The sequence below is a fragment of the Streptomyces sp. GbtcB6 genome, from assembly GCF_019091475.1.
In the GTDB taxonomy this organism is placed as follows: domain Bacteria; phylum Actinomycetota; class Actinomycetes; order Streptomycetales; family Streptomycetaceae; genus Streptomyces; species Streptomyces hyaluromycini.
The window spans coordinates 1-24,948 of record NZ_JAGXJL010000068.1; the positions used below are offsets into that span (position 1 = coordinate 1).

Annotated in this window: 17 protein-coding genes and 1 pseudogene; 9 read left to right on the top strand and 9 right to left on the bottom strand. The window is 70.3% G+C overall.

Annotated features, from left to right (window positions below):
- The 3 genes and pseudogenes from KVT45_RS48740 to KVT45_RS48750 all read left to right on the top strand — a co-directional run.
- Positions 1 to 126 (top strand): annotated as a pseudogene (locus KVT45_RS48740) (acetyl-CoA C-acetyltransferase); the annotation flags it as partial.
- A 14-nt stretch (positions 127 to 140) separates the two neighbouring features.
- Positions 141 to 1,289 carry an acyl-CoA dehydrogenase family protein gene (locus KVT45_RS48745; protein ID WP_217559332.1) on the top strand — a complete coding sequence of 383 codons (1,149 nt, stop codon included), beginning with the start codon at positions 141 to 143 and terminating at the stop codon, positions 1,287 to 1,289.
- 3 nt (positions 1,290 to 1,292) lie between these two features.
- Positions 1,293 to 2,069 carry an SDR family NAD(P)-dependent oxidoreductase gene (locus tag KVT45_RS48750; protein WP_217559340.1) on the top strand — a complete coding sequence of 259 codons (777 nt, stop codon included), beginning with the start codon at positions 1,293 to 1,295 and terminating at the stop codon, positions 2,067 to 2,069.
- 11 nt (positions 2,070 to 2,080) lie between these two features.
- On the opposite strand, the gene KVT45_RS48755 is transcribed toward KVT45_RS48750, so the two are convergent.
- The gene (locus tag KVT45_RS48755; protein WP_217559348.1) at positions 2,081 to 3,346 is read right to left on the bottom strand and encodes an amidohydrolase family protein; all 1,266 of its coding nucleotides are present in this window, start codon (positions 3,344 to 3,346) and stop codon (positions 2,081 to 2,083) included.
- A complete protein-coding gene (locus KVT45_RS48760; protein ID WP_254648459.1) occupies positions 3,340 to 4,359 on the bottom strand; it encodes a CoA transferase in 1,020 nt (339 codons plus the stop codon). Before KVT45_RS48760 ends, KVT45_RS48755 begins: the two co-directional genes overlap by 7 nt.
- Positions 4,360 to 4,409: 50 nt before the next feature.
- Between KVT45_RS48760 and KVT45_RS48765 the strand changes: the two genes are divergently transcribed.
- A complete protein-coding gene (locus tag KVT45_RS48765; protein ID WP_217559357.1) occupies positions 4,410 to 5,363 on the top strand; it encodes an enoyl-CoA hydratase/isomerase family protein in 954 nt (317 codons plus the stop codon).
- 45 nt (positions 5,364 to 5,408) lie between these two features.
- Here the strand turns inward: KVT45_RS48765 and KVT45_RS48770 are convergent, their stop codons facing one another.
- The 6 genes from KVT45_RS48770 to KVT45_RS48795 all read right to left on the bottom strand — a co-directional run bounded on the left by KVT45_RS48770 (position 5,409) and on the right by KVT45_RS48795 (position 14,359).
- Positions 5,409 to 7,214: an RICIN domain-containing protein gene (locus KVT45_RS48770; protein WP_217559365.1), complete on the bottom strand. Its 1,806-nt coding sequence runs from the start codon at positions 7,212 to 7,214 to the stop codon at positions 5,409 to 5,411.
- Between the two features lie 53 nt (positions 7,215 to 7,267).
- Complete coding sequence (locus KVT45_RS48775; RefSeq protein ID WP_217559375.1) at positions 7,268 to 9,427, bottom strand: beta-galactosidase; 2,160 nt, start codon at positions 9,425 to 9,427, stop codon at positions 7,268 to 7,270.
- Positions 9,428 to 9,482: 55 nt separating this feature from the next.
- The gene (locus KVT45_RS48780; protein ID WP_308311106.1) at positions 9,483 to 10,448 is read right to left on the bottom strand and encodes a carbohydrate ABC transporter permease; all 966 of its coding nucleotides are present in this window, start codon (positions 10,446 to 10,448) and stop codon (positions 9,483 to 9,485) included.
- Positions 10,445 to 11,383: a carbohydrate ABC transporter permease gene (locus KVT45_RS48785; RefSeq protein ID WP_217559384.1), complete on the bottom strand. Its 939-nt coding sequence runs from the start codon at positions 11,381 to 11,383 to the stop codon at positions 10,445 to 10,447. Before KVT45_RS48785 ends, KVT45_RS48780 begins: the two co-directional genes overlap by 4 nt.
- Before the next feature lie 85 nt (positions 11,384 to 11,468).
- On the bottom strand, positions 11,469 to 12,860 hold the full coding sequence (locus tag KVT45_RS48790) for an extracellular solute-binding protein (RefSeq protein WP_217559392.1): 1,392 nt from the start codon (positions 12,858 to 12,860) through the stop codon (positions 11,469 to 11,471).
- 359 nt (positions 12,861 to 13,219) lie between these two features.
- Positions 13,220 to 14,359 (bottom strand): LacI family DNA-binding transcriptional regulator, encoded by a 1,140-nt coding sequence (locus KVT45_RS48795; RefSeq protein WP_217559400.1) that lies wholly within the window; start codon positions 14,357 to 14,359, stop codon positions 13,220 to 13,222.
- 348 nt (positions 14,360 to 14,707) lie between these two features.
- Between KVT45_RS48795 and KVT45_RS48800 the strand changes: the two genes are divergently transcribed.
- From KVT45_RS48800 to araD, 4 genes are all read left to right on the top strand, one after another.
- Positions 14,708 to 15,958 (top strand): FAD-binding protein, encoded by a 1,251-nt coding sequence (locus KVT45_RS48800; protein ID WP_217559408.1) that lies wholly within the window; start codon positions 14,708 to 14,710, stop codon positions 15,956 to 15,958.
- A gap of 251 nt (positions 15,959 to 16,209) precedes the next feature.
- A complete protein-coding gene (gene araB / locus KVT45_RS48805) occupies positions 16,210 to 17,889 on the top strand; it encodes a ribulokinase (protein WP_217559495.1) in 1,680 nt (559 codons plus the stop codon).
- A gap of 56 nt (positions 17,890 to 17,945) precedes the next feature.
- Positions 17,946 to 19,463 carry an L-arabinose isomerase gene (gene araA / locus KVT45_RS48810; protein WP_217559417.1) on the top strand — a complete coding sequence of 506 codons (1,518 nt, stop codon included), beginning with the start codon at positions 17,946 to 17,948 and terminating at the stop codon, positions 19,461 to 19,463.
- A gap of 56 nt (positions 19,464 to 19,519) precedes the next feature.
- The gene (gene araD / locus KVT45_RS48815) at positions 19,520 to 20,260 is read left to right on the top strand and encodes an L-ribulose-5-phosphate 4-epimerase AraD (RefSeq protein ID WP_217559425.1); all 741 of its coding nucleotides are present in this window, start codon (positions 19,520 to 19,522) and stop codon (positions 20,258 to 20,260) included.
- A gap of 52 nt (positions 20,261 to 20,312) precedes the next feature.
- Here araD and KVT45_RS48820 read toward each other — a convergent pair whose 3' ends face one another.
- Positions 20,313 to 21,701 carry a hypothetical protein gene (locus tag KVT45_RS48820; protein ID WP_254648460.1) on the bottom strand — a complete coding sequence of 463 codons (1,389 nt, stop codon included), beginning with the start codon at positions 21,699 to 21,701 and terminating at the stop codon, positions 20,313 to 20,315.
- 989 nt (positions 21,702 to 22,690) lie between these two features.
- Here KVT45_RS48820 and KVT45_RS48825 point away from each other — a divergent pair.
- Entirely contained in the window at positions 22,691 to 24,868 is a 2,178-nt protein-coding gene (locus tag KVT45_RS48825; protein ID WP_217559499.1) for an RICIN domain-containing protein, read from the top strand.
- Positions 24,869 to 24,948 lie beyond the last annotated feature (80 nt).

The following is a 24,948-nucleotide window of genomic DNA, read 5'->3' on the forward strand; positions in this document are numbered from 1 at the left end:
TCGGGTGCGGTGCTGATGACGCGCATGATCCATCACATGCGTGCCCGCGGGATCCGCTACGGCCTCCAGACCATGTGCGAGGGCGGCGGCACAGCCAACGCCACCCTTGTCGAACTCGCGGAATGACGGGGGCGGTCGGCATGCGACGGGATGTCTTCACCGACGACCACGAGGCCTTTCGGGGGCTGGTGCGGGAGGTCGTGGCGAAGGAGGTGGTGCCGCACTACGGCGAGTGGGAGAAGGCGGGGCGGATCCCGCGCGACTTCTTCGCGACGCTCGGCTCACTGGGCCTGCTGGGCATGGCGGTCCCGGAGCGGTACGGCGGGGGCGGACAGCCCGACTACCGCTACAACGTCGTCCTCCAGGAGGAGGCGGCCGCCGCCCTGGTCACCCTGGGCACCGTCCGCACCCAACTGGACGTCGTGCTCCCTTACTTCCTGGCCTACGCGAACGAGGAGCAGCGGGAGCGCTGGTTCCCCGGTCTGGCGTCCGGTCGACTGCTCACCGCGATCGCGATGACCGAACCGGGCACCGGCTCCGACCTCGCAGGCATCCGTACGACCGCCGTGCGCGACGGCGACGCCTATGTTCTCAACGGCGCCAAGACCTTCATCACCGGCGGGCTGCTGGCCGACCTGGTGATCGTGGTGGCGCGTACGGCGACCGATCCGGACGACCGCCGGGCGGGGCTCACGCTGGTCGTCGTGGAGGACGGCATGGCCGGGTTCGGGCGTGGCCGGGTGCTGGACAAGATGGGCATCAAGGTGCAGGACACGGTCGAGCTGGCCTTCGCGGACGTGCGGGTGCCGATGACCAACCGGCTCGGCGAGGAGGGCGCGGCCTTCGGGTACCTCGGCCACAATCTCCCGCAGGAGCGGATGACGGTCGCCGTCGGTTCGGTGGCGCAGGCGCGGGCCGCGCTCGATACGACCGTTGCCTACGTCAAGGAACGCAGGGTGTTCGGCTCGCCGGTCGCCGCCTTCCAGAACACCAAGTTCGAACTGGCCGCCGTCGCGGCCGAGATCGAGGCGGCGCAGGCCCTGCTGGACCGGGCCGTCCTGGAACTGGTCGACGGCAGGCTCTCCGGGGCGGACGCGGCGAAGGTCAAGCTGTTCTGCACCGAGATGCAGGCACGTGCCGTGGACCGATGTCTTCAACTCTTCGGCGGATACGGCTACATGCTGGAGTATCCGATCGCCCGGCTGTACGCGGACGCCCGCATCACGCGGATCTACGCGGGGACGAGCGAGGTCATGAAGGTCATCATCGCCAAGTCACTGGGGTTGTGAGCCATGTCCGTGGAGGACTTCGCCGGTCGGCCCGGCACCGCGTTCGTCGCGGGCGGCAGCGGCGGCATCGGCGCGGCGGTCGTACGGACGCTGGCGACACACGGCAGCGATGTCACGTTCACCTACCGGGGCAATCACGAGGCCGCGGCTGCCCTCGTGGACGACGTGAAGGCGCATGATCGCCAAGTTCGGTCCGTCCAGCTCGACTTGACCGACGAGGCGGCGACCGCCCGAGCCGTCACCGAGGCCGCCGAGACGTCCGGTGGCCTGCACACCCTCGTGTACGCCGCCGGACCGCACGTACCCATGACCCATCTGAGCCGGGTCACGCCCGCCCGCTACCGTGCCCAGCTGGAGGCCGACGCGGTGGCGTTCTTCAACCTCGTCCATCCGGCGCTGCCGTTGCTGAGGGCGAGCGGGGGCAGCGTCGTCGCCGTCACCACTGTCGCCACCCGCCGCTTCCCGGTCCGTGACGGGCTGTCCTCGGGGGCCAAGGGCGCGGTCGAGGCCGTCGCCCGCGCCCTGGCCGCCGAGGAGGGCCGGTACGGGGTCCGGGTCAACTGCGTGGCTCCCGGCATGCTCGACGACGGTATCGCCGCCCGGCTGATCGACACCGGTGAACTCGACGCGGAAGCCCTCGCGATCACCCGGCGCAACATTCCCCTGCGCCGGTTCGGACATGGTCAGGACATCGCGGAAGCGGTCTGTTTCCTCGCCTCGGACCGGGCCGCGTTCATCACCGGGCAGGCCCTGGCCGTGGACGGCGGCTACAGCGTCTGAGCCGACGTGCGTCAAGGAGTGATCGCCCGGCCGCCGACGTAGGCGGCCCGGACGAGATCGGCGGACAGCACGTCCAGCGCCTCGTGCAGCGGCACGTGGAGCAGGCACAGGTCGGCCGGACTTCCGACCGCCAACCGCCGTGGCCGGGCGGGCTGTTCGGGAGCGCCGAGAAAGAGCCGCAGGGCCGCCCGGGCTGTGACGGCCTCCCCGTCCTCCCGTGTGACGGCCGCCCGCATCACCGCCCACGGGTCGGGGGTGCCGTACGGTGCGTCGGTTCCGGCGGCCGGCGGGATGCCGGCCTCGGCCAGGCTGCGGCAGCGGTAGAGGTGGGGCCGGTCGTCCGGGGAGACATCGGTGGCGTACTCACGGCCTCGCTCGACGGGGAAGTGCGGCTGCGTCACCACGGTCACGGCGAGCCGCCGCAGCCACGGCAGGACCTCGTCCGGGATCACCGCGCCGTGCTCGATGCGGTCGCCCTCGACCGGTCCGGTCTCCTCCAGGGCGAGCAAGGTCACCAGCAACTGCACCCGGGTGACGCAGTGCACGGCGACCGGGCGGGGCCGCACTCCGGTGATGGTGGCCGCGAGGCCGGTGGGTGTGGGCAGGCTCTGGTCGTCGAGCATGATCTTGACCGGTGCCGTCGCGTCCATTCCCATGACGAGCACCCGCTGCGGCAGTACCGCAAGGGTCCGCGCGAGGCCGGACGCCGGGCGCGGATCGGCGTTGGTGAAGCCCGTGACGCCGCATCGTGCCGCACGGAGTCCCAGCCCGGCCAGGTCCAGCCGGACCGCTGGAACCAGGCGGCGCAGCCGCTCGTCCGACCGCCACAGCCGACCGTCACGGTCCGCGCCGTCGTCCAGGCCGGCCGACCGGAGTGCGGCGCTGTTCAGGAACCACATGGCGCCGCTGCGGTGCTGCACCCGTACCGGCCGGTCGGGCACGATCACGTCCAGGGTCCACCGGTCGAGTTCTCCGGCCACGCTCTCGTGGTAGCCGACGGCCCGCACCCATGCGCCTGGTGGACCCTGGCGCAGCGCCTCGGCGAGTCCGGCGGGTCCGCGTACGTCGCGGGGTCCGACCCGTACGGGGGCGGTCGCCGCCGCCAGCGCGGTGAGGTGGACGTGATGGTCGTGCAGTCCGGGCAGCAGCGCCCCGCCGCGCCCGTGCACGTCCGCCGGCCCTGCGAGGCGGGGGCCGAGCTCCGCGATCCGGCCGTCGGCCCCGATCCGTACGTCCACCAGGCCGTGCCCCTCGACCTCCACCGCCCTGATCAGCATCGCGCCGCCCGGCTCGCCGCGAGGGCGCCGGCGCAGGCGGCCATGGAGACGCATACCAGTTCGCCGCCGCCGCGCTCCAGGGAGCGCACGGCCGCGCGGGCGGCGTACAGCCCGGTGACCGGATCGGCGAGCGCGTCGCCGAGGAACACCGGGGCTCCGTGCTCGTCCAGGCCGGTCAGGCCGCCGGCCACGGCCGCGTCGTCGCCGAAGGCGACCCGGTCGTCGTCGCGGCCGTACCCGGTGATGCCGACCCACACCCTGCCCGGTCGGGCGGCCAGGAACTCCTCGGCGCGTACGCCCAGTCGCCGCAGGGCGCGCGGCCGGGAGGCCTCGATGACCACGTCGGCCTCGGCGACCGCGGCGGCCAGGGCACCGGACGCGAAGTCCAGCACCAGGCTCTCGTGGCCGTCGTGCAGCCAGTCGTAGAAGGCGGGATGCCCGAAGCGCGCCCCGTCAGGCCGCTGCGTGCTCTCCACCTTCACGACCCGTGCTCCGGCCAGCCCCAGCTGCCGAGCGCAGAGCGGCCCGGCCCACAACGCGGACAGGTCGACGACTCGCAGCCCGTCGAGGTCACGCGGCTCACGTGCGCCGAAGCGTTCCGCGCGTACCGGCCCACGACCTCCCAGGGCCTCCGCGTGCACCGCGGCCGGGATGCCGAGCGACTGGGCGGCGCGGGCCGCCCGGGTGGCCGACGATCGCAGTACAGCCGTTCGCAGATCGGTGCCGGGCACGGCGTCGAGGAGCGCGAGGAGCGCTGGGAGGGAGGCTTCGTCGTCCGGCCGGGCCAGGTTGATCGCCACCCAGCCGTCCTCGGCGGCCATGAGGTGGCAGGAGCCGCCCGCGGACACTTTCCCGGGCCGTTCGAACGAGGCCGACCTGGCGCGGCGGAACAGGACGTCGGGCAGATCGACCGGAACGCCCGTGAGCCGGGTGAAGTCGTCCACGACCTCGAACAGCGGTCCGAGACATGGTTCGACGTCGGCCGCCCATTGATCGAGAAGCATGTTCTCCATGAAGTGAACGCCCTTCTCCTTCAGGAGACGCCAGATTACACTTCCGGACCGTGGAGTCGCCTTTCACCTGCGTCGACCTGGACCGCGCCCTGCCGTCACCGGCCGGGACAGACCACGTGCGGGTCGCCATCGCGGCCCAACCAAGGGATACGAGCGAGGAGTTCGACGTCCTGCTCACGGCAGCCCCCGATCCCCCGCGCCCGTGGGTGGGCTGCGCCGATCCGTACGCCACCGCACGGCACGTGCACACCACCGTGACCCGCCATCCGGCAGCCAGCATGAGCCTCGTGCAGGTACTCCGGATGGGCCGCGCGCTCTCCGGGTCCGACCGTCTCGTTCTCGAATCCCTCGCCTACTCGACGCTCCAGGCGGGCCGGGACTTCCGCGCCTGGCTGGCCTCGGCCCGCCCCCGCGCCTCGCGCCCCGCCGCCGAACCCGTTCAGGTGCGCCGCGACGGTGCGCGCATGACACTCACCCTGGACCGCCCATGGGTGCGCAACGCCTTCGACGCGGCCACCCGGGACGCCCTGTGCGAGGCGCTGGAGGTCGCCGTGCTGGACCCGACGGTCACCCACGTCGACCTGCACGGCAACGGGCCCGCCTTCTGCAGCGGGGGTGACCTCTCGGAGTTCGGCACGTCGCGCGACCCCGCCGAAGCGCACCGCGTACGCGTTCATCGCAGCCCCGCCGCACTGCTCCAGAGGTGTGCTCCCAAGGTGACGGCCCATGTGCACGGCCCCTGCGTCGGCGCGGGCATCGAACTGGCCGCTTTCGCAGGATCGGTCACGGCCGCCGCCGGTACGACCTTCCGGCTTCCCGAGATCGGGATGGGGCTGATCCCCGGTGCCGGCGGCACCGTCAGCCTCCCGGCCCGCATCGGCCGCGAACGAACCGCGTACCTGGCCCTGTCGGGAGCTGCGACAGACGTGGAGACGGCACTGAGGTGGGGACTGGTCGACGTGAACCTCGCCACCGAGTCCGTCCATCCCCCGAAGGACCGGTGACGAGGTTCGTGCAGACTGTCCTTTCGCGTCAGCGGCGGCTACTGGCTACCGGACGAGTTCCCAGTCCTGGGAGCCGTCCGTGGCAGCCGTCTGCAGGGTGAGCTGCCCGCCGGCGGTTGCTCCGGTCAGGTACAGGCTCGTGTTCTTGACCGACTGCAGCTTGTAGAGGCCGTCGCTGGTCTTGACGAGGTTCCAGCTGCCGGTGGAGCTGTTGTCGACCCACTGGCCGATCTTCTGTCCGGCCGTCGCGCTGCCGGTCCAGATCGCCGCCGCGCGGCCGCCCGACTTGTTGAGCAGCGTGGTTCCGCCGCCCGGCTCGCTCACCACGTGCCAGAACTGGGTGTCGGGGTTGGCCGCCGAACCCGCGTCCTCCAGACGGACGTCGGGCACGTCACCGTTGCCGAGGTTGGCGTCGTTGGTCTTGTTCCCGGTGCCTATGACCTGGTCGGTCTTGCGGTTGAACAGCTGGTAGTAGGCGCCGACCGAGTTGCCGAGGTCCGTCTCGGCGTACGCGATCGTCGAGGTCCCCTGGTTGTTGAGGATCACCAGACGGCCCGTGTCGTCGACGTACTGGAGGTTGCGGCTGTAGCCGGCCTTCGAGGTGGTCTGGTACTCCTTCCAGGTGCCGTCGCTGCGTCCGGTCTGGTTGACCCAGACGCTCGCGCTGCCTGCCGCGTTGTAGACCAGGCGGCCGCCGGGCAGCCGGATGAGGACCGGGCTGCCGCCGGTCGCCAGGGTGTGGGAGCCGGTGTCGACCGGCAGGGAGTTGACGCCGGTTCCGGTGGCCGACCCCTTGAAGAACTCCAGCGGGTTGCTCGCGATCTGGTAGCGGGTGTTGGCGCCGCCGCCCCAGTACTCGTAGGTGATCATCCACTTGCCGTCGGTGGTGCGGACCACGTTCGTCATGCCGGGCCGGCCGCCGCCGATCTCCGACTTGCCGCTTCCCATGTCCTGGGTCAGCCCGGCGATGTCGACGACCGGGTCGCTCCACTGCGCCGCCTGGCCGTCCCACGTCCTGTGCACGAGGATCTGGCCCTGCGAGTCCGTGGCGGTGTCGTTGGCGGGGTCGAGGGTGGGAACGCCGGTGGTCGTGTCGAAGCCGGTGTAGTCGTTCTCGTCGGAGTAGTAGCAGACGAGCTTGCCCTTGTAGACCATCAGGTACGGCTCCCACACCGGGTCCACCTGGTGGTTGGTGTTGGCCGAGGCGACGTTCTGGCCGATCGCGCCCGCGCTGCCGCCCTGCCAGCCGCCGGTGGCGACGACGTTCTCGACCTTCCAGGTGGCCCCGTTGTCCGTGCTGGAGTAGAGCGCGATGGCCACGTCCTTGCGGTCACCGTCGTTGGTGGGCGTCCAGGTCGAGTCGGCCGCCTTGTGCTCCTTGTAGTAGTAGTCGTCGCCCGACACGACGCTGGCCAGCAGCAGGGTGCCCTGCTTCAGGTTGCCCACGTCCTGCGGCAGGACGTACAGGTACGGGTTGGTCCAGTTGCTGGTGTACTTCGCGTACTTGGCGTCGCTGGACAGATAGGCCGGTGCCTTCACCTCGGACAGCGACTGCCAGGTCGTACCGTCGTCGTCGCTCTTGTAGACGGGAAGCGTCTGCCCGTCGGCGCTTCCCGAGGCCGGGACCGTGGACTTCTCGAACGACGCGACCAGCCGGCCGTTCGGCAGCTCCGCCGACTTCGGGTAGACCGCGCAGTTCCCCCGGCCCTTGAGGCACGCCTCACTGCCGAGCTGATAGATGGTCCCGCCCGTCGGGGCGTACGCCTGGGCGCCGCCGGATGCCGGGATCGCCAGCAGTGCCGCGGCCGCGACGGCGGCTCCCAGCAGCTTTCTCAGTCTCTTTCTCTGCACAGCCTCTCCTTTGAGGTTGGTGGTCCTCGGGGTGACACCGACGGGCCTTCGTCCTAGACCCTCGCTCCGTCGGAACTCGCGGCGACGAGCACCTTCACGTCCCAGGCACCCAGCTCAAGCGCTGTGCCCATGGGGACGGGAGTGCCGTCGAGAACATCGGTCAGCTCGACGGGAGCCGCGACCCGCGCGGGCTCCCAGCTCCAGTTGTGGATCACGTGCACCCTGCGGCCGTCCGAGGCCGTGCCCGTGGTGGCGGTGACGGACGCCGGAAGGTCCTGCCATCCGCTGCGCGCGGCGGGCGCCAGCCAGTCGGCGAGGGCCCGGGCGAGACCGCGCCCCGGAGCGGTGCCGACGCAGGTGATGTGCCCCTCGCCGTGGCGGCGGGTGGTGATCGCCGGCCACCTGCCGAAGTGGGGGTGGTCGTAATGCGCGAGCACCTCGGCGTCGTGCACGGTCAGGCCGTCCGCCCAGTGTGTGGCCGTCGCGTGCGCGGGGACGTCGAGCGGGCCGTCGGGGGTGCCGGTGACCGTGATCCCGGCGGGCAGGTTGCTGAACTCGTCGTACGTCACGCCCGCCGCGTCGGCGAGACCGCCGGGGGCCGGCTCCAGCCGGGCCCGCGCCTCGTGGTCGGCGTAGGCCGTCCGCGGGCCGAGGACGAGATGGCCGCCTGCATGGGCGTAGGCGGCGAGCCAGTCCACGGTGGTGTCGTGGGCGAGATACAGGGCGGGCACCACCAGGACCGGGTGACGGCGGGCCGCTTCGGCGGGTGCCATGCCCTCCCGGTCACCGTCCGGGTCGTGGAGCTGCCGGGCGTGGACGATGCGGACCTGACGGCCGGCGTCGAAGGCACCCCGGTAGAACGGGTCGAAGATCCGGTGGTAGGAGGCCGGGTCCGGGTCGCCGTCTGCGGTCGCCAGGGGCGGGTACTTCTGCATCAGCCACTTGCTCGGCGTCGAGTAGACCATCGTGATGTCGGCGTCCGGCTCCAGCCCCGCGACGAGCGGTCCTGCCTTCTCGAACTCCGCGCCCAGCCTGGCGATTTCGGCGTACGTCCGGCCCGGGCGGCCGCTGTGCGGGAGGACGCCGCCCCAGTAGGTCTCGGCGCCGAAGCGCAGGGTCTGCCACTGCCAGTACTCGATCATCCGGGCGCCGCGCGCCACATGGGCCCAGGCGGCCTGGCGCCACTGGCCGTCGAATCCGGGGCGGTTGTCCCAGGGGAAGCCGATGGAGTTCGCGTTGGTCTCGGTGACCAGGAACGGCTCCTGGCGTGAGGAGAACATCCAGTCCGCGGTCTGGTACATCGACCAGACTCCGGTGGTCTTCCAGACCTGTTCGTGCTCGTCGGGCGTGGGATCGGGAAGCAGCAGGCCGTCCTGCATGTCGTAGTACGGGTTGCCGGAGGCGATGTCGAGGCGGTCCGACAACTGGTCGTCCTCGACGCCGCCTCGCGTGTAGGAGATGCAGGTGGTGACGAACTGCTCCGGGCGGGCGTACTCGCGCACGATGTCGGCCTGCCAGCCGATGAACTCGGTGACCTGGCGGGCCTGGAACTCCCGCCAGGCGACGTCGTACTGGGGCTGCTCGTTGCCGTCCGGGGTCCACAGGTCGGCCCAGGTGGACAGGCGGTGCGACCAGTAGACAAGGCCCCACTCACGGTTGAGGGTCTCGACGTCCCGGTACTTGTGGCGCAGGTGGTCGACGAACCGCTCGAACACGCCCCGGTTGTGCAGCAGGTGCAGCCCCGGCTCGTTGTCCACCTGCCATCCGATGACCGCGGGGTGGTCGTAGTACCGTTCGGCGATCTTCCGGATCACCCGCTCGGCGTGGAACCGGAACGCCGGGTGGGTGATGTCCACCTCCTGGCGGGCGCCCCAGCCGATCCGCTCGCCCGTGCGCCGCTCGCCGGTGATCTCCGGGTACTGCCGGGCCAGCCACGGCGGCACGGCGTAGGTCGGCGTGCCGAGGACCACGGAGATGCCGCGTTCATGGGCGCCGTCGAGCACGGGTTGCAGCCAGTCGAGGTCGAACCGTCCGTTCTCCGGCTCCCAGGTCGACCAGACCGACTCTCCGACGCGGATCACGGTGAAGTGCGCGTCGGCCATCAGGTCGAGGTCGGTCTTGAGCTGGTCGTCGGGCTGCGTGCCGCCGTAGGCCGGCGTGTACTCGTGGTAGTAGGCAGCACCGAACAGGACACGGGCGGGCAGGACCGCCATGGAGGGACCTCCAAGAGGGGGGAAGGGAGAGGGAGCAGGGTGTGGTGGCCGGCGCTTACTGCTTGACACCGCCGGCGGCCAGGCCGCTCTGCCAGTACCGCTGGAGCATCAGGAAGGCCACGACGAGGGGGATGACCGAGATCAGCGAGCCGGTCACGACGAGCGCGAGCATGTCGCTGCTGGCGCCGGCCCCGCCGTTCTGGGCCTGGGCCGCCCAGGAGGAGAGCCCGACCGTGACGGGGTACAGCTTGGGGTCGTTGAGCATGATCAGCGGCAGGAAGTAGTTGTTCCAGGTCGCCACGAGCGTGAAGAGGACGACCGTCACCAGACCCGGTGCCAGCAGCCGCAGGGCGATCCGGACGAAGATCCGCAGCTCGCCGGCGCCGTCGATCCGGGCGGCTTCCAAGAGGCTGTCGGGTACGGCGTCCTGGGCGTAGATGCGCATCAGGTAGAGGCCGAACGGGCTGACGAGCGAGGGCAGGACGATCGCCCAGGGGGTGTTGACCAGTCCCACCTTCGCGAAGAGCAGGTAGGTCGGGATCGCCAGTGCCGTGGTCGGGATCATGATGGCGCCGAGGACCAGGTTGAAGGCCGTGCCGTTGCCCCGGAACCGGTACTTGGCGAAGCCGTATCCGGCCGCGGTGGCGAGCAGTGCGGCGCCGAGCGCGCTGCCGACCGAGTACAGGACCGTGTTGAGCAGCCAGTGCAGGAAGACGCCGTCGTCGTAGGTCAGGGTCTCCTTGATGTTCGCCAGCAGTCGCGGGCTGTGCGAGAACCACAGGCCGAAGCTGTTGAACAGGTCCTGGGTGCTCTTGGTCGAGGCGATGGCGAGCCAGAAGAGCGGCAGGAGGAAGTAGGCGAGCACGGCCAGCATGACGATCGTCAGCGGGGTGCTGCGGCGTCGGACCGGGGAGCGGCGCCCGCGCGGGACCTTGGCCGCCCGACGGGACGCGGTGGCCCCGGAGGCTGTCGTGGCCGAGGTCGCGGGGACACGGGTCGAGGACTGGGAGACGACCGTCACGAGGTCCTCCTGCGGTTCGCGGTGATCAGCACGGCGTAGGAGAAGACCACGATGACCAGGCCCAGGAGGAAGGAGACCGCAGCCGCGTAGTTCACCTGCTGTCCGGTGAAGGCGAGCGTGTAGGCGTAGAGGTTCGCGGTGTACGAGCTGTCGATGACGTCGGGGGCGATGGTCTGCAGCAGTTTCGGTTCGTTGAACAGCTGGAAGCTGCCGATCACCGAGAACAGCAGGGTCAGCAGGAGCGCCGGCCGGAGCGCGGGCAGCTTGACCGACCAGGCGATGCGCCAGGCGCCGGCGCCGTCCACGGCGGCCGCCTCGTACAGCTCACCCGGGATGGTCCGCAACGCGGCATAGAGAATGATCATGTTGTAGCCGACGAACTCCCAGGTCACCACGTTCGCCAGGCTGCCCAGCATCCAGGTGTCGCTGAGGAAGTGCGGAACCGGCACGTCGAGCTTGCGGCCCAGTTGTGCGAAGGGGCCGAAGTCGGGGCCGTAGAGGTAGCCCCACATGAGGGTCGCGACCACGCTCGGTACCGCGTACGGGACGAAGATGCCGAGCCGGATGACCTTGGCGAGCCGCAGCAGGCCGCTGTCGAGCGCGAGCGCGAAGAGCAGCGCCAGCAGCAGCATCACGGGGACCTGGATCGCGAAGAACTCCGCGACCCGCAGCAGACCGTCCCTCAGGAGCGGGTCCTTCAGGGCGGTCACGTAGTTGTCCAGCCCGACGAACGTCGTCCCGCCGATGAGCCGTTCCTGGAACAGGCTGAGATAGGCGGCGTAGCCGAGCGGGGTCAGGAACAGCAGCACGAACAGCACCATGAACGGTGCGATGAACAACGGGCCTGCCGCACCGTGGCGCAGGCCACCGAGCCGGCGGCGCTGCGGCCCTGCTCGGCGCGGGTCCTCGGTGGAGGCCGCGGTCATGGCGGTCATCAACGGGCCTTTCTGGATGTGGGGAGGGCCGGCCGCGGGTCCCGGGGCCCGGGCGGCGAGCGCCGGGCCCGGGACCCGCCGGCGGTCAGGCGGACTTGACGGTGAAGCCCTGGCCCTTGGCGTAGGTGGTGAGCCGCTGCTGCCAGGCGTCGAGCGCGGCACCGCTGTCGGTCTTGTCGGCGAGGGACTTCCCGACGGTCTCGGTCCAGTCGGTGGCGGCCTGGTCGAGGAACGGCGGCCACTGGAAGTCGTCGCTGACCGTGTCGCTGATGCCGGCGAAGACCTGGTTCACCTTCTGGCCGCCGTAGAAGGTCGGCGTGGCGCCGGCGAAGGACGGGTCGGCGAGCAGGGCCTTGGTCGCGGGGAAGAACGACTGCTCGGTGGCGAACATCTTCGCGCTCGCGGGGTCGCTGTTGAGGAACTGGGCGAACTGCGCGGCGGCGACGGGATTCTTGGTCGAGCGGATGACCGCGCTGGTCGAGCCGCCCCAGTTCCCGGACACGGGGCTCGACGCGTCCCACTGCGGCAGCGGAGCGGCCCGCCACTTGCCCGCCGTGGCCTTGGCGGAACCGGAGAGGAACGCCGGGCCCCACGCGGCGGTGATCCAGGTGGCGTACTTGCCCTTGTTGAGCCCGGCGTACCAGCCGTCGGTGAAGTCCGGGTCGGTGCTGATGACGCCTTCCTTCGCGAGGCCGCCCCAGTAGGTGCCGAGCTTCTTGGAGACCGCGTCGTTCACGTCGATGGTGATGTCGCTCTTGCCGGACAGGGCGTAGGGGTGGGCGCCCGCCTGCCAGAGCAGGCCGTGCCAGGCGGCGGCCTCGTTCGCCGCGAGGTTGGTCAGGTAGACGCCCGGGTCGGCCTTGTGCAGCTTGCGCGCGGCGGCGGCGAACTCGTCCCAGGTCGTCGGCGGCTTGATGCCGTGCTTGTCGAAGATGTCCTGCCGGTAGAGCATGCCGAGCGGGCCGGTGTCCTGCGGGATCGCCCAGATCTCGCCGCCGGAACCGCTGACCTGTGCCCAGGTCCAGTCCACGAACTTGCTCTTCAGGCCGGCGGCGCCGTAGGGGCTCAGGTCCAGCAGGCTGTCCGTGATGGTGAACGTGGGGATCGCCTGGTACTCCACCTGCGCCAGGTCCGGGGCGCCCTTGCCGGCCTTGATCGCCGTACGCAGCTTGGTGTAGTGGGCCACGCCCTGACCGGCGTTGACGACCTTGACCTTGATGGCCGGGTACTTCTGCTGGAAGAGGGCGACCTCCTTGTCGATGTTCGGGACCCAGGTCCAGAAGGTGAGCTCGGTCGGCGTCTTCATCGCCTTGTCGATGTCGGCCTGGGAGAGCGGCTTGGCGGAGCTGCCGCCGCTGCTCCCGCTGCCGTTGCCGCCGCTGCAGGCGGACAGCGCGACGCTGAAGGTCGCCGCCCCCACGGCGGCGAGGAATCCGCGACGGCTCGGGGAGGAGGACGTGACGATGGATCTGGGCATGGTGAACTCCCGCCGGTAGGGCGAAGGTGAGGGCATGCCTGCGGCGGCATACCGGGCAAGGGAACGCGAGGAGGTGACGACCGGGACTTCGAGCTCGGTGCGTGGAAGGGCACGTCGTCATCGGCTGCTCCCGGCTCGCGGTGCGAAGGGCGGACCACGAGGGGGAGGGCGGTCGGAGCAGGCGCCGGTGCAGCAACCCGCTCGGCGAGAAGGAGATGGTGCGGTGCCCGAGTCCCTGCGGGCGGCTGAGCCGGCATGGCAGGGAGGGGCAGACCGGGCAGCGGGCCGTGCGGCGGCTGCGGATGCGTTACAGGTCCGGCCCGGAATCCGTGGTCAGGGCCGACCGGGGCTGAAGTCGATCAGGAATGGTCGGATTGACCTCCATTCGGCGGCGCGGCCTTCGCGCCACGACGGGGACGCGTGGCGGGGCGCCGTGCTCCGCCCGGATTCGTACGGGTCGGAGCGGGCCCGGTAGACGCGCGAAGGACGAGTTCGACGGGCGGGTCGTTTGCCGGGGGCAGGTCGGCTTCGGGCTTCTCGATGGCGTGGACGAGAAGTCTCAGCCCTTCCTGGGCCACGGCGTCGAACGGCTGGCGCACGGTGGTCAGCGGAGGGGTCACGAACGCGGCCACCGGGATGTCGTCGAATCCGACGACGCTGACGTCGTCCGGCACGGTGCGGCCGGCCTCCGTCAGTGCGCGCATGAGGCCGATGGCCATGTCGTCGTTGGCGGCGAACACCGCGGTCACGTCGGGGTCGGCGGCCAGTTCCCGGCCCGCCGCGTAGCCCGATGCCGCGGACCAGTCGCCCTCGACGACCGACGGCTCGTCGCGGCCTCGTGCCTCCAGAGCCTCACGCCACCCCCGCAGGCGGTCGCGGGCGGCATACCAGCGCTGCGGACCCGCGAGGTGGTGGACGGTCTTGTGTCCGAGGTCGAGGAGATGCTCGGTGGCGGCCCGTGCCAGCAGGTCGGCGCCGACGCCGGCGGCCACGGTGCCGGGGCCCGTCGTGGCCACGGGCGCACCCAGGACCAGCACCGGTACCCGCACGTCGGTGGGTACCGCTCCCCCGTCCCCCTCCTCGTCGATCGGCTCGGAGATGACGATGCCGTCCACGCCCTGCTTGAGGAGCGAGTCGATGGCTCCGCCGACACCCCCCGGATCGCCTTCCAGGGTGTTGACCACACGGAGCGCGTAACCGGTGTCCCGGGCGGCCCGCTCGACGCCGATGAGAAGTGACGCGGGTCCGTACAGTGCCGTCCCGAGCGTCACCACGCCGATGGAGCGAGTCCGGCCGGAGGCCAGCGCCCGGGCCGCGTGGTTCAGCCGGTAGCCGAGTTCGTCGGCCGCGTCGAGAACACGCTTGCGCACCTCTGCCGAGACGTACGCCTCGTCGTTGAAGACCCGCGACACCGTCTTCTGCGACACGCCGGCCAGCCGGGCCACATCCACGCTCCGGGGCGCACCGGAAACGCCGGCCCGTCCTGCTGATGGCGTCATGATGTCTCCCGATGGCCGCGTTCCGCGCCGGTTGCTCCGACGACCTGACTGCGCAGCCATGTCTACGCAGTCAGAAGATGTCCGTCAAGAGTGCGGAACATATTCGTAATATGACGCTCCCGGGTCCGGCAACGGTCCAGGAGCGCCCCGTCGGCCTCGTGTCCTGCACAAACGGACTGCGTCCGTCCTCATCGCCCGGCAGCGACGTGCCCTACGATGACCCGCTCTGCGGGGACGCCGGCCCCGGACGCGTCCACCACGGCCACGACGCCCTCCTCCCACGGACTTTCCCCACAGGCGTCGTCGCCTGTACGTGACATCCCATCCCACCGAAGGATCGAGCAGCCGATGAGCGTGCCTGTCACCAACTGGGCCAGGAACATCAGATTCAGCGCCACCGGATTCCACGAACCGGAGTCGGTCACCGAGTTGCGGCGCATTGTCGCGCAGAGCTCCTCGGTGCGGGTGCTCGGCACCGGGCACTCCTTCAACGCCATCGCGGACACCCGGGGCGACCTCGTCTCCGTGGCTCGCCTGCCGCGCACGGTCGAGCTGGACGAGCGGGCCGGCACGGTCACGGTCGGGGCGGGACTGCGGTTCGGGGACATCGTCGCCGAGCTGCACGGTTCCGGCTTCGCGCTGCCCAACCTCGGGTCGTTGCCGCACATCTCGGTCGCGGGGGCGTGCGCCACCGGCACGCACGGCTCGGGCGACGGCAACGGCTGCCTGGCGACGACGGTCCAGGCCGTCGAGCTCGTCACCGCCGACGGCGAGCTGGTGACGATCGGGCGGGACGACCCGGAGTTTCCCGGTTCGGTGGTGGCGCTGGGCGCTCTCGGGGTGGTCACCCGGTTGACTCTCGACCTGGTGCCGGCCTTCGAGGTACGCCAGTGGGTCTACGAGGGGCTCCCTGCACCCACGCTGCGCGAGCGGTTCGACGAGGTGATGGCGGCGGCGTACAGCGTCAGCCTCTTCACCGACTGGCGCACGGACCGGATCGGCCAGGTCTGGCTCAAGCGCGTCACGGCCGAGGAGGCACCGGAGAGCTGGCTGGGCGCGACGCTCGCCGACGGCCCGCGCCACCCGGTGCCGGGGATGCCCGCCGAGCAGTGCACGCGGCAGTCGGGGGCGCCGGGGCCCTGGCACACCCGGCTGCCGCACTTCCGCCTGGACTTCACCCCGAGCAGCGGCGACGAACTCCAGTCGGAGTACTTCGTGGCCCGCCCCGACGCGGTGGCCGCCTTCGACGCCCTGGACGGCATCCGGTCGCTGATCTCCCCGGCCCTCCAGATCGGCGAGATCCGCACGGTCGCGGCCGACCGTCTGTGGCTGAGTCCCGCCTACGAGCGGGACGCCGTGGCCTTCCACTTCACCTGGCGCCCCGATCCGGTGGGCGCGGCACAGGCGGTCAGGGCCGTGGAGACAGTTCTGGCCCCCTTCGCGGCCCGCCCGCACTGGGGCAAGGTCTTCACCACCGACCCGGAGACGGTCCGCAGGCTGTACCCCCGCCACGACGACTTCCGGAAGCTGCTGAACGGGCTCGACCCCGCGGGAAAGTTCCGCAACGAGTTCGTCGGGCGCCACTTCCCCGTCGGGTAGTTCACACGCCGGCCCCTGCGCGGCGGCACCTGATGGCGCGGGGCGCGCCGGATCGGCGAGACGAGAAACGTACGCGAAACCTCTTGACGGCCGAAATGTGACTGCGTAGACATGACTGCGCAGTCGGAGATGACTGCGCAGTCAGCCACCCACGGTGCCGTACTGCCCCTCAGCCCATTGCCCGGTGACGCGTCGCGAGGTTCTTCCCGCCGGCCAGTGACCGACCCATCGAACGAAAGGGCGCCATCGTGGTGACCGTCGAACACAAGGACCGCCGTGCCGCCGATCAGTTCGTCGTGGGTGTGGACTTCGGGACGCTCTCCGGGCGAGCTGTGGTGGTCCGGGTGAGCGACGGCGCGGAGCTGGCGGTCGGCGAGTACGCCTACCCGCACGCGGTCCTCGACCGGGAGCTGGCCGACGGAACCCCGCTGCCTCCCGACTGGGCCCTGCAGGTGCCGGGCGACTACATCGGCGTCCTGCGCCATGCGGTCCCCGAAGCGCTGGCCCGTTCCGGGGTGCGGCCCGAGCAGGTGATCGGCATCGGAACGGACTTCACCGCCTGCACGGTTCTGCCGGTACGCGCCGACGGCACCCCCCTGTGTGAACTCCCCGGGCTCGCCGGCCGCCCGCACGCCTACGTCAAGCTCTGGCGCCACCACGCCGCGCAGGGCCAGGCCGACCGCATCAACGCCCTGGCGGCGGAGCGCGCGGAACCCTGGCTGGAGCGCTACGGCGGCCGGATCTCCTCGGAGTGGGAGTTCGCCAAGGCCCTCCAGCTGCTGGAGGAGGACCCGGAGATCTACGACCTCACCGACCGCTGGGTCGAAGCGGCGGACTGGATCGTGTGGCGGCTGTGCGGGACGTACGTCCGGAACGCCTGCACCGCCGGGTACAAGGGCCAGTTCCAGGACGGCGCCTACCCCTCAGCCGACTACCTGACCGCCCTCAACCCCGCGTTCACCGACTTCGTCACCGGGAAACTGGACCAGCCGATCGCTCAGCTCGGCGCCCTGGCCGGACGGCTCACGGCGGAAGCGGCCGCATGGACGGGACTGCCCGAGGGCATCGCGGTCTGTGTCGGCAACGTGGACGCCCATGTGACGGCGCCGGCCGCCACCGCGGTCGAGTCCGGCCGGATGGTGGCCATCATGGGCACGTCCACCTGCCATGTGATGAGTTCCGACCGGCAGGGCACGGTGCCGGGCATGTGCGGGGTCGTCGACGGCGGCATCCTGCCCGGTCTGTGGGGTTACGAGGCCGGTCAGAGCGGGGTCGGTGACATCTTCGCGTGGTTCCTGCGCACGGGGTTCCCCGTCGAGTACGCCGAGCGGGCCGAGCGCATGGAGCGCACCCCGCACGAGTACCTGACCGAACTCGCGGCGAGGCAGAAGGTGGGCGAGCACGGCCTGATCGCCCTGGACTGGCACAGCGGCAACCGGTCCGTCCTGGTCGACCACGACCTCAGCGGCGTGGTGCTGGGTCTCACTCTGTCCACGCGCCCGGAGGACGTCTACCGCGCCCTGCTGGAGGCGACCGCCTTCGGCACCCGCACCATCATCGAGGCCTTCGAGTCGTCCGGGGTTCCGGTGCAGGAGCTGATCATCGCCGGTGGACTGACCAAGAACGCGCTGCTCATGCAGATCTACGCCGACGTCACCCGCCGCCCGCTCGGCGTCATCGACTCCGCGCAGGGTCCCGCCCTGGGCGCGGCCATGCACGCCGCGGTCGCGGCCGGCGCATATCCCGACATCCGGGCCGCGGCACACGCGATGGGCAGCGCCCGTCCCGGCATGTACCTGCCCGACCCGGACCGGGCCGCGGCCTACGACCGCCTGTACGCCGAATACCGGCTGCTGCACGACCACTTCGGCCGCGGCGCCAACGACGTCATGCACCGGCTGCGCCGCATCCGCGCCGAAGCCTCCGCCTGAACGCGCGGCCCCCCGCGGTTCGCGGCCACTGCACTACCCCTTTGAAAGGACACCTCATGGCGAGCGACTCCACGCACCGGCTCCCTGGCGAGATCTGGTTCCTGACCGGCAGCCAGGGCCTGTACGGCGAAGAGACCCTGAACCAGGTCGCCCACCAGTCCCAGCGCATAGCGGAGCTGCTGGACACAAGCACCGAGATCCCCCTGCGGATCGTGTGGAAGCCGGTCCTCACCGACTCCGACTCCATCCGCCGGCTCTGCCAGGAGGCTTCCACCACCGACACCTGCGTCGGTGTGATCCTCTGGATGCACACCTTCTCCCCGGCCAAGATGTGGATCGCCGGCCTCAGCGCGCTGGACCGGCCCGCGCTCCATCTGCACACCCAGTACAACCTGTCGCTCCCCTGGTCGAGCATCGACATGGAGTTCATGAACCTCAACCAGGCCGCCCACGGAGACCGCGAGTTCGCGCACATCGGGTCCCGCCTCGGGGTGAACCGCAAGATCGTGGCCGGCCACGCCAGCGACGCCCGCGTGCAGAGCCGCGTGGCCACCTGGTGCCGGGCCGCCGCCGGCCGCCACGCGTCGCGCACCCTCAGGCTGGCCCGCTTCGGCGACAACATGCGCGACGTCGCCGTGACCGAGGGCGACAAGGTCGAGGCCCAGTTGCGGTTCGGGTTCTCCGTGAACACCTACGGCGTGAACGATCTGGTCAAGGTCGTCGACGCCGTCGAGGAGAAGGCGGCGGCCGAGCTCGCCGCGAGCTACGTCGACGAGTACGACGTCCGCCCCATACTCCGGCCGGACGGCGTCCGCCACGAAGCGCTGCGGTACGCCGCGCGCCTGGAGCTCGGTCTGCGTACGTTCCTCGACGAGGGCGGCTTCACCGCCTTCACCACCAACTTCGAGGACCTCGGCGGCCTGCGCCAGCTGCCCGGACTCGCCGTCCAGCGGCTGATGGCCGACGGATACGGCTTCGGCGGCGAAGGCGACTGGAAGACCTCCGCCCTGCTGCGCACGATGAAGGTCATGGGCTCCGGACAGCCCGGCGGCACCAGCTTCATGGAGGACTACACCTACCATCTCGGGCCGGGCGAGCCGCGCATCCTGGGCGCCCACATGCTGGAGGTCTGCCCGTCCATCGCGGCCGACCGCCCCAGCTGCGAGATCCACCCGCTGTCGATCGGCGACCGCGAGGACCCCGTCCGTCTGGTCTTCGACGCCGCCCCCGGCCCCGCCGTGGTCGTCGGCCTCTCCGACCTGGGCGATCGCTTCCGGCTCACCGCGAACACCGTGGACGTGGTGGCCCCCGGCCAGCCCCTGCCCCGGCTTCCGGTGGCCAGGGCCGTGTGGAAGCCGCGCCCGTCGCTCGCCGAATCCGCCGAGAGCTGGCTGCTCGCCGGTGCCCCGCACCACACCGTGCTCAGCTCGGCCGTCGACATCGAGACGCTCACCGATTTCGCCGCCATGACCGGCGTCGAACTGCTCGTCATCGACGAGAACACGACCACCGGGCAGTTCGCCAAGGAGATCCGCTGGAACGCCGCCTACCACCGGCTCGACCAGCCGCTGTGAGCACCCCGCCCTCGGACGGAACCGTCCCGTCAGCACGGCAAGAACAAGGAGCACCGATGACCCTCACCGTACGGGACGGCCTGCGCCAGGAGGTGCTGGCGGCGAATCTGGCCATACCCCAGGTCGGTCTCGCCACCCTGACCTGGGGCAACGTCAGCGGAGTCGACCGTGCGGCGGGGGTGTTCGTCATCAAGCCCTCGGGGGTCCCCTACGACGACCTCTCCATCGACAGCCTGGTCACCGTACGGCTGGCCGACGGCGCGGTCGTCGACGGCGACCTGCGCCCCTCCACCGACACCGAGACCCACCGCTGCCTGTACCTCGCGTTCCCGTCCGTCGGCGGAGTCACCCACACCCACTCCACCCACGCGGTCGCCTTCGCCCAGGCGCGCCGGGACATCCCCGTCCTGGGCACCACCCACGCCGACACCTTCAACGGGCCCATCCCGTGTACTCCGGACCTCACTCCGGAGCAGTGCGCCAGGGACTACGAGTACAACACCGGCCGCGTCATCGTGGATCTGCTGAAGTCGGACGACCGGAAGGCCGCCGAGGTGCCCGCCGCGCTGGTCGCCAACCACGGCCCGTTCACCTGGGGTGCGAGCGCGCGCAAGTCCCTGGAGCACGCGATCATCTGCGAAGCCGTCGCCGACATCGCCATCCACACCCTCGCCCTGATCCCCACCGCCCCGCCGCCCCGGCATCTCCTGGAACGGCACTACACCCGCAAACACGGCCCCGACGCGTACTACGGCAACCCGGAGGTGACGGCCCCGGCCCCGTCCCGCTCCCGGTGACGACCGCCATCGGCGCGGGCGCTCAGGCCAGGGACACCGGTAACTCCGCCTGTCAGTTCAGGGACTTGACGAGGCGTTCGATCCGCGCGGCGACCTTCTCGGCGGTGCCCTCGACGTAGAAGCCGTCGCGTGCCTCGTAGGTGAAGTTGTCGTAGTTCCAGCGGTCGGGCATGTTCTTGGCGCCGCCCTCGAACATCGACATGACGAAGGTGCTGGCGAACGGGGACGCCTTGCGGATGGCGTCCGCCGTGCTGGTGGACAGTTCCGGCTCCACGCCGGCGAACACGCCCTTGCCGACCTGGAAGACCCAGACCGGTACCTCGACGGTGTCGGTGGGGGTGTAGGTGGCGGTCTTCACCGGGCCCGTGGGATGGTCGGTCTCCATCTGGGTGGTGGTGACGTCGTCGGTGAGCAGCCGGACCGTGACGTTCTTGCCGCTCTCGTACCTGGTGATGGCCTGGGACACCCGCACGATCTCGTTGCCCAGGCGCTCGCCCTGCGCGGTCAGCAGTGCGAAGCCGGCGTCGTGCAGGTCGACGCCGTAGGTCCACGCCCCGTTCTTGTCGATCGTGTAGCGCTTCGAGCGGTAGGCCGGGAACTGGTCGCCGCAGGCGCCGACGAGCCAGAAACCGACGGCGCCGGGGTACTGGCTCTCCACGTGCGCGGTGGCGGCGCCGGCCAGGTCGGCGGTGATCGGCAGGCTGCCGTCGCTCATGACGGAGTCCTGCATGACACAGGACTGCACGTTGTAGTTGGTCAGGACGGCGATCGGGTTGCCGTCGAGATCGTTGAACCGGGCGACGTACACACCGTGGTCCGAGGTGCCCTGCTCGTTGACGCCCAGCCAGTAGCCGTCCGCGGTGGGCGCGTTGCGGTTGACGTTGACGTCGGCCGCACCGCGGCCGTAGCCGACCTGGGCGTCCTGAAGGTTCTTGACCGCGTCGGCGACCGCGCTCTTGGTGGCGGTGACCATGTTCTGCACGTACGTCGCCGCGCCCGCCGACGAACTGCTGTCCGCGACGTGCGGTGCGGAGAAGCAGTGCGTGACGGTGACCATGATGTTCGCCGCCGCGATGCCGGTCGCCGCGGTGATGGCCGCACGCATCAGCCCGATCGCCTCGGCACTGATCGAGGTGAGGTCCAGTACCGCCAGGGCGACACGACGGGAGCCGGACTCGACCAGCAGGACCCGCACATTCAGGTCGTCGTGCACCGAGGTGAAGTTGTCCAGGGGCAGGATCGAGGCACTGGGCGTGAACGCGGCCTTGCCGGCACCCACCTTCAGCCCGGTCGCCGTCTTCGTGGCGGCCCCGGCCGCCGTCGCGCTGCCCACGACGGCCGTGGCCGCCACCGCGAGGGTCGTCGCCGCGACGAACGAGCGGCGGCTCACGTCTCCGAAATGGCCCGCTTGGTCCATCTGGATCTCGTTTCGTTCAGACATCGCAGTCCTCCACAGGAAAAAGACAGGCCCGTAACCGACTGCCGGCGCTTTCGATCGATTGGCTCGGTATGCGTCGGCAGCGGCGCCATAACACCGAGGAAGCATCACAGCGGTTGCAGGAAACAGCAATTCGCGGGACGCAAGCTCAGCTTTCACAGCAGGTATCGACGGCTTGATTTCGTAGGGAACCTTCTCGCCATGCTCGGCAAGAACACCGGTCGGAGGCACACCGTAAAACCACCCGATCACATCACACGGAATACAGCGCAACCTCACAGGACGAATTCACAGTTTCCTCAGAGCCTCGGATGCCTTGCCGACCCGAGCCCCGAGCAGCGGCACTCCGGCGATCCGGGCGACGGAGCCGCCGTCCAGGTGCCGCACACCTCGGCCGGCCCCGGCGGGCGGCAGGCCGGATCAGGCCTGCCGTGGCCGGGAGGGGGCCGTCCCCGGAGCGAAGCCGAAGCCCCCGGCCCGGAAACCGAAGCGAAACCCACGGCCCGGGAAAAGGGAGGCCAGCGGACCGATCGCGCGCGGGGAAGGACGCGGCAACCTGAGGCGGCTTCGCCGGGCTCGGCAGGTCGCCCGGACGGCACGCGGTCGCCGCAGCACGACGAACATGCGTACCGGCGCTGCCAGGTGGCGTCCACCGAGCGTTGCGCCCATTACCACCGGACCGTCTCGACCCGGTCGGGATACTCACAGTCCTCGCGGAGCTGTCCCGGGGCCCCGCCGGGCGGGTCCGGAGCGCACCGGCCTCGGCCTGCGTGGAGATCTCATATGCACCCTCGGCAGCGGACGCCCGCCCACGGAGCGCCTCGGCACCCGCGGTTGCCGCGTCAAGACCCGGTCACGGTCCGTACGCGAAACACTTTCGGAAACCTGCTCGTGACACGCCGCTGCCGTATCCCAATACTGTCCTCACATTTCCGTTCCGCTCATTCCCGCCAGAGGAACCGCTCAAAGGAACCGAGTTGAGACGTAATCTGATGCAAAAGGTGCTCGGGGCAGCAGCAGCCGCGGGCATCGGTGTTGCATTCACCATCGCCGCCGCGACGGGTGCGTCGGCATACCAGCCGAGCCCCGCGAACCTCTATACGGCGACGAATTCCGCTGCCTGCAACAAGAGTCCCTGCGTGCTCTACCCGAAGTCGGCCCAGTTGCCCAGCGGGCGCATCGTGGCGACCTTCGAGGACAGCGAGACGGCTCCGGTGGGGCAGACGATGCCCATCTACAAGAGCGACGACTACGGCACGACCTGGGCGAAGCTCTCCGATGTGAAAGCGCCCGCCTATCTGTCCAGCGACTCCGCGTATGCGAAATACACGAGCAACTGGACGAACCCGTATCTCTATGTTCTTCCGCAGAGCGTCGGGAATCTGAGCGCGGGCACGCTCCTTCTCGCGAGCATCGTCTCGGGGGACGACGCCTACTACCAGGAGCAGAAAGCGGCGAATTCCAGCTGGACGCCGACCAGCGACGGCGACCGCAAGAACGTGTCGCTGGCCCTGTACTCCAGCACCGATGACGGGGCGACCTGGAGTTTCCAGAACATCATCGCCGCCGGCGGCTGGCAGGGCGGTAGCGCGGGCAGCCTCGGCCGCACCTCGACCGCCAACACCTACAAGCAGGTCGACCCGGTGTGGGAGCCGCATCTGCTGGCCCACAACGGACAGCTGATCGCCTACTACTCCGACGAGAACGACTACACGGGCTACAACACGAGCACCGGAGCCCCGACCCTCGACACCGCCAACGACACGGCGACGGACTCCGGCGGCCAGGTCCTCATGCACCGGACGTGGGACGGCACCAGCACGTCGGCCTGGAGCAGTCCGGTCGTCGACGTGCCCGGCTCGACCGTGGACATGGGCAGCGGCAAGACGGAGATCGGCGGCGGACGCCCCGGTATGACGACCGTCGCGCCCACCACCGACGGCAAGTGGATCATGACGTACGAGTACTGGGGCGGCGGGACGAACGTCCGGTACCGGATCGCGGACGACCCGACCAAGTTCTACGCGGGCACGGACGCGGCGATCACCTCACTGCCGGTGCCCTCAGGGGGCAGCGCCCTGTCGACGGGCGGCAGTCCGGTACTGCTCCCGATGCCCGACGGCCGGATCGTCTACAACGCGGCCGGCAGCGGAAGCGTGTGGGTGAACGAGTCGGGGCTGAGCACCGGCACCTGGAAGCAGTACCAGACGCCGATCGCCGCCGGGTACAGCCGCGACCTCCAGTACGTCGACGGAACCGGACGCGTGCTGGTCCTCCAGGCGTCCTGGAGCGGCACGAGCGTCGGCCCCGTGAAGTACGCCGAGGTCGATCTCGGCCGGTCCGACGGCGCCTACTACACCCTCGTCAACCGGCTGACCGGTCAGGCGCTCGCCCCGGCTTCCGGCAAGACGCAGGACGCCAACCTCACCGGCAACGTCCCCGACCTGGTCACGAGCGCCGTGAGCTCCTCGGACGACACCCAGCGGTGGCACACCACGGCCAAGGGCTCCAACATCACCCTGCTCAACAAGGCCGGCGGCCGCTCGGTCGCCATCTGGACCGGCAGTGCGACGGCCGGGCAGAAGCTGGCCCAGTGGGTCGACGACGGCGCCACCGACAAGCAGTGGACCCTGGTCGCCTCCTCGACCAGCGGCTACTACAAGCTCCGCTCGGTGCTCAACACGGGCCTCTACATGACGGGCGCGACCGCAGGCGGCTCCGTCACCGTGGCCGCGTCGACCACCGACGGCTCGCAGGACTGGCAGCTGGTCCAGGACCCGCTCCCCACGGACTCGACGTTCACGCTGAAGGGCAGCTACTCCGGCCGCTGCCTGGACGTCCCGAACGGCGCGACCGGTGTCCAGGTGCAGATCTACGACTGCTCGGGCAACGCCAACCAGACCATCACCCAGACCGCCGCGGGCGAGCTGCGGATCTCCGGGAAGTGCCTGGCCGCGAACGGCGACGGCACCACGGCGGGCACCCAGCTGATCCTGTGGGCCTGCAACGGCAAGAGCAGCCAGAAGTGGTCGTTCCGCCTGGACAAGACCATCGTCAACCGATCCAACGGACTGGTCATCGACGTCACCAACTGGGGCACGGCGAACGGCTCGAAGGTCGAGCTGTGGACCGGCCTCGGGACCGCCACCCAGCAGTGGAGCAGGAGCTAGTAGTCACAGCAGCGGGTGCCGGAGGGTTGTATGCCGGCACCCGCTGCTGTTGGCTTGCGCAGGAGTGCCAGGTCAGGGGC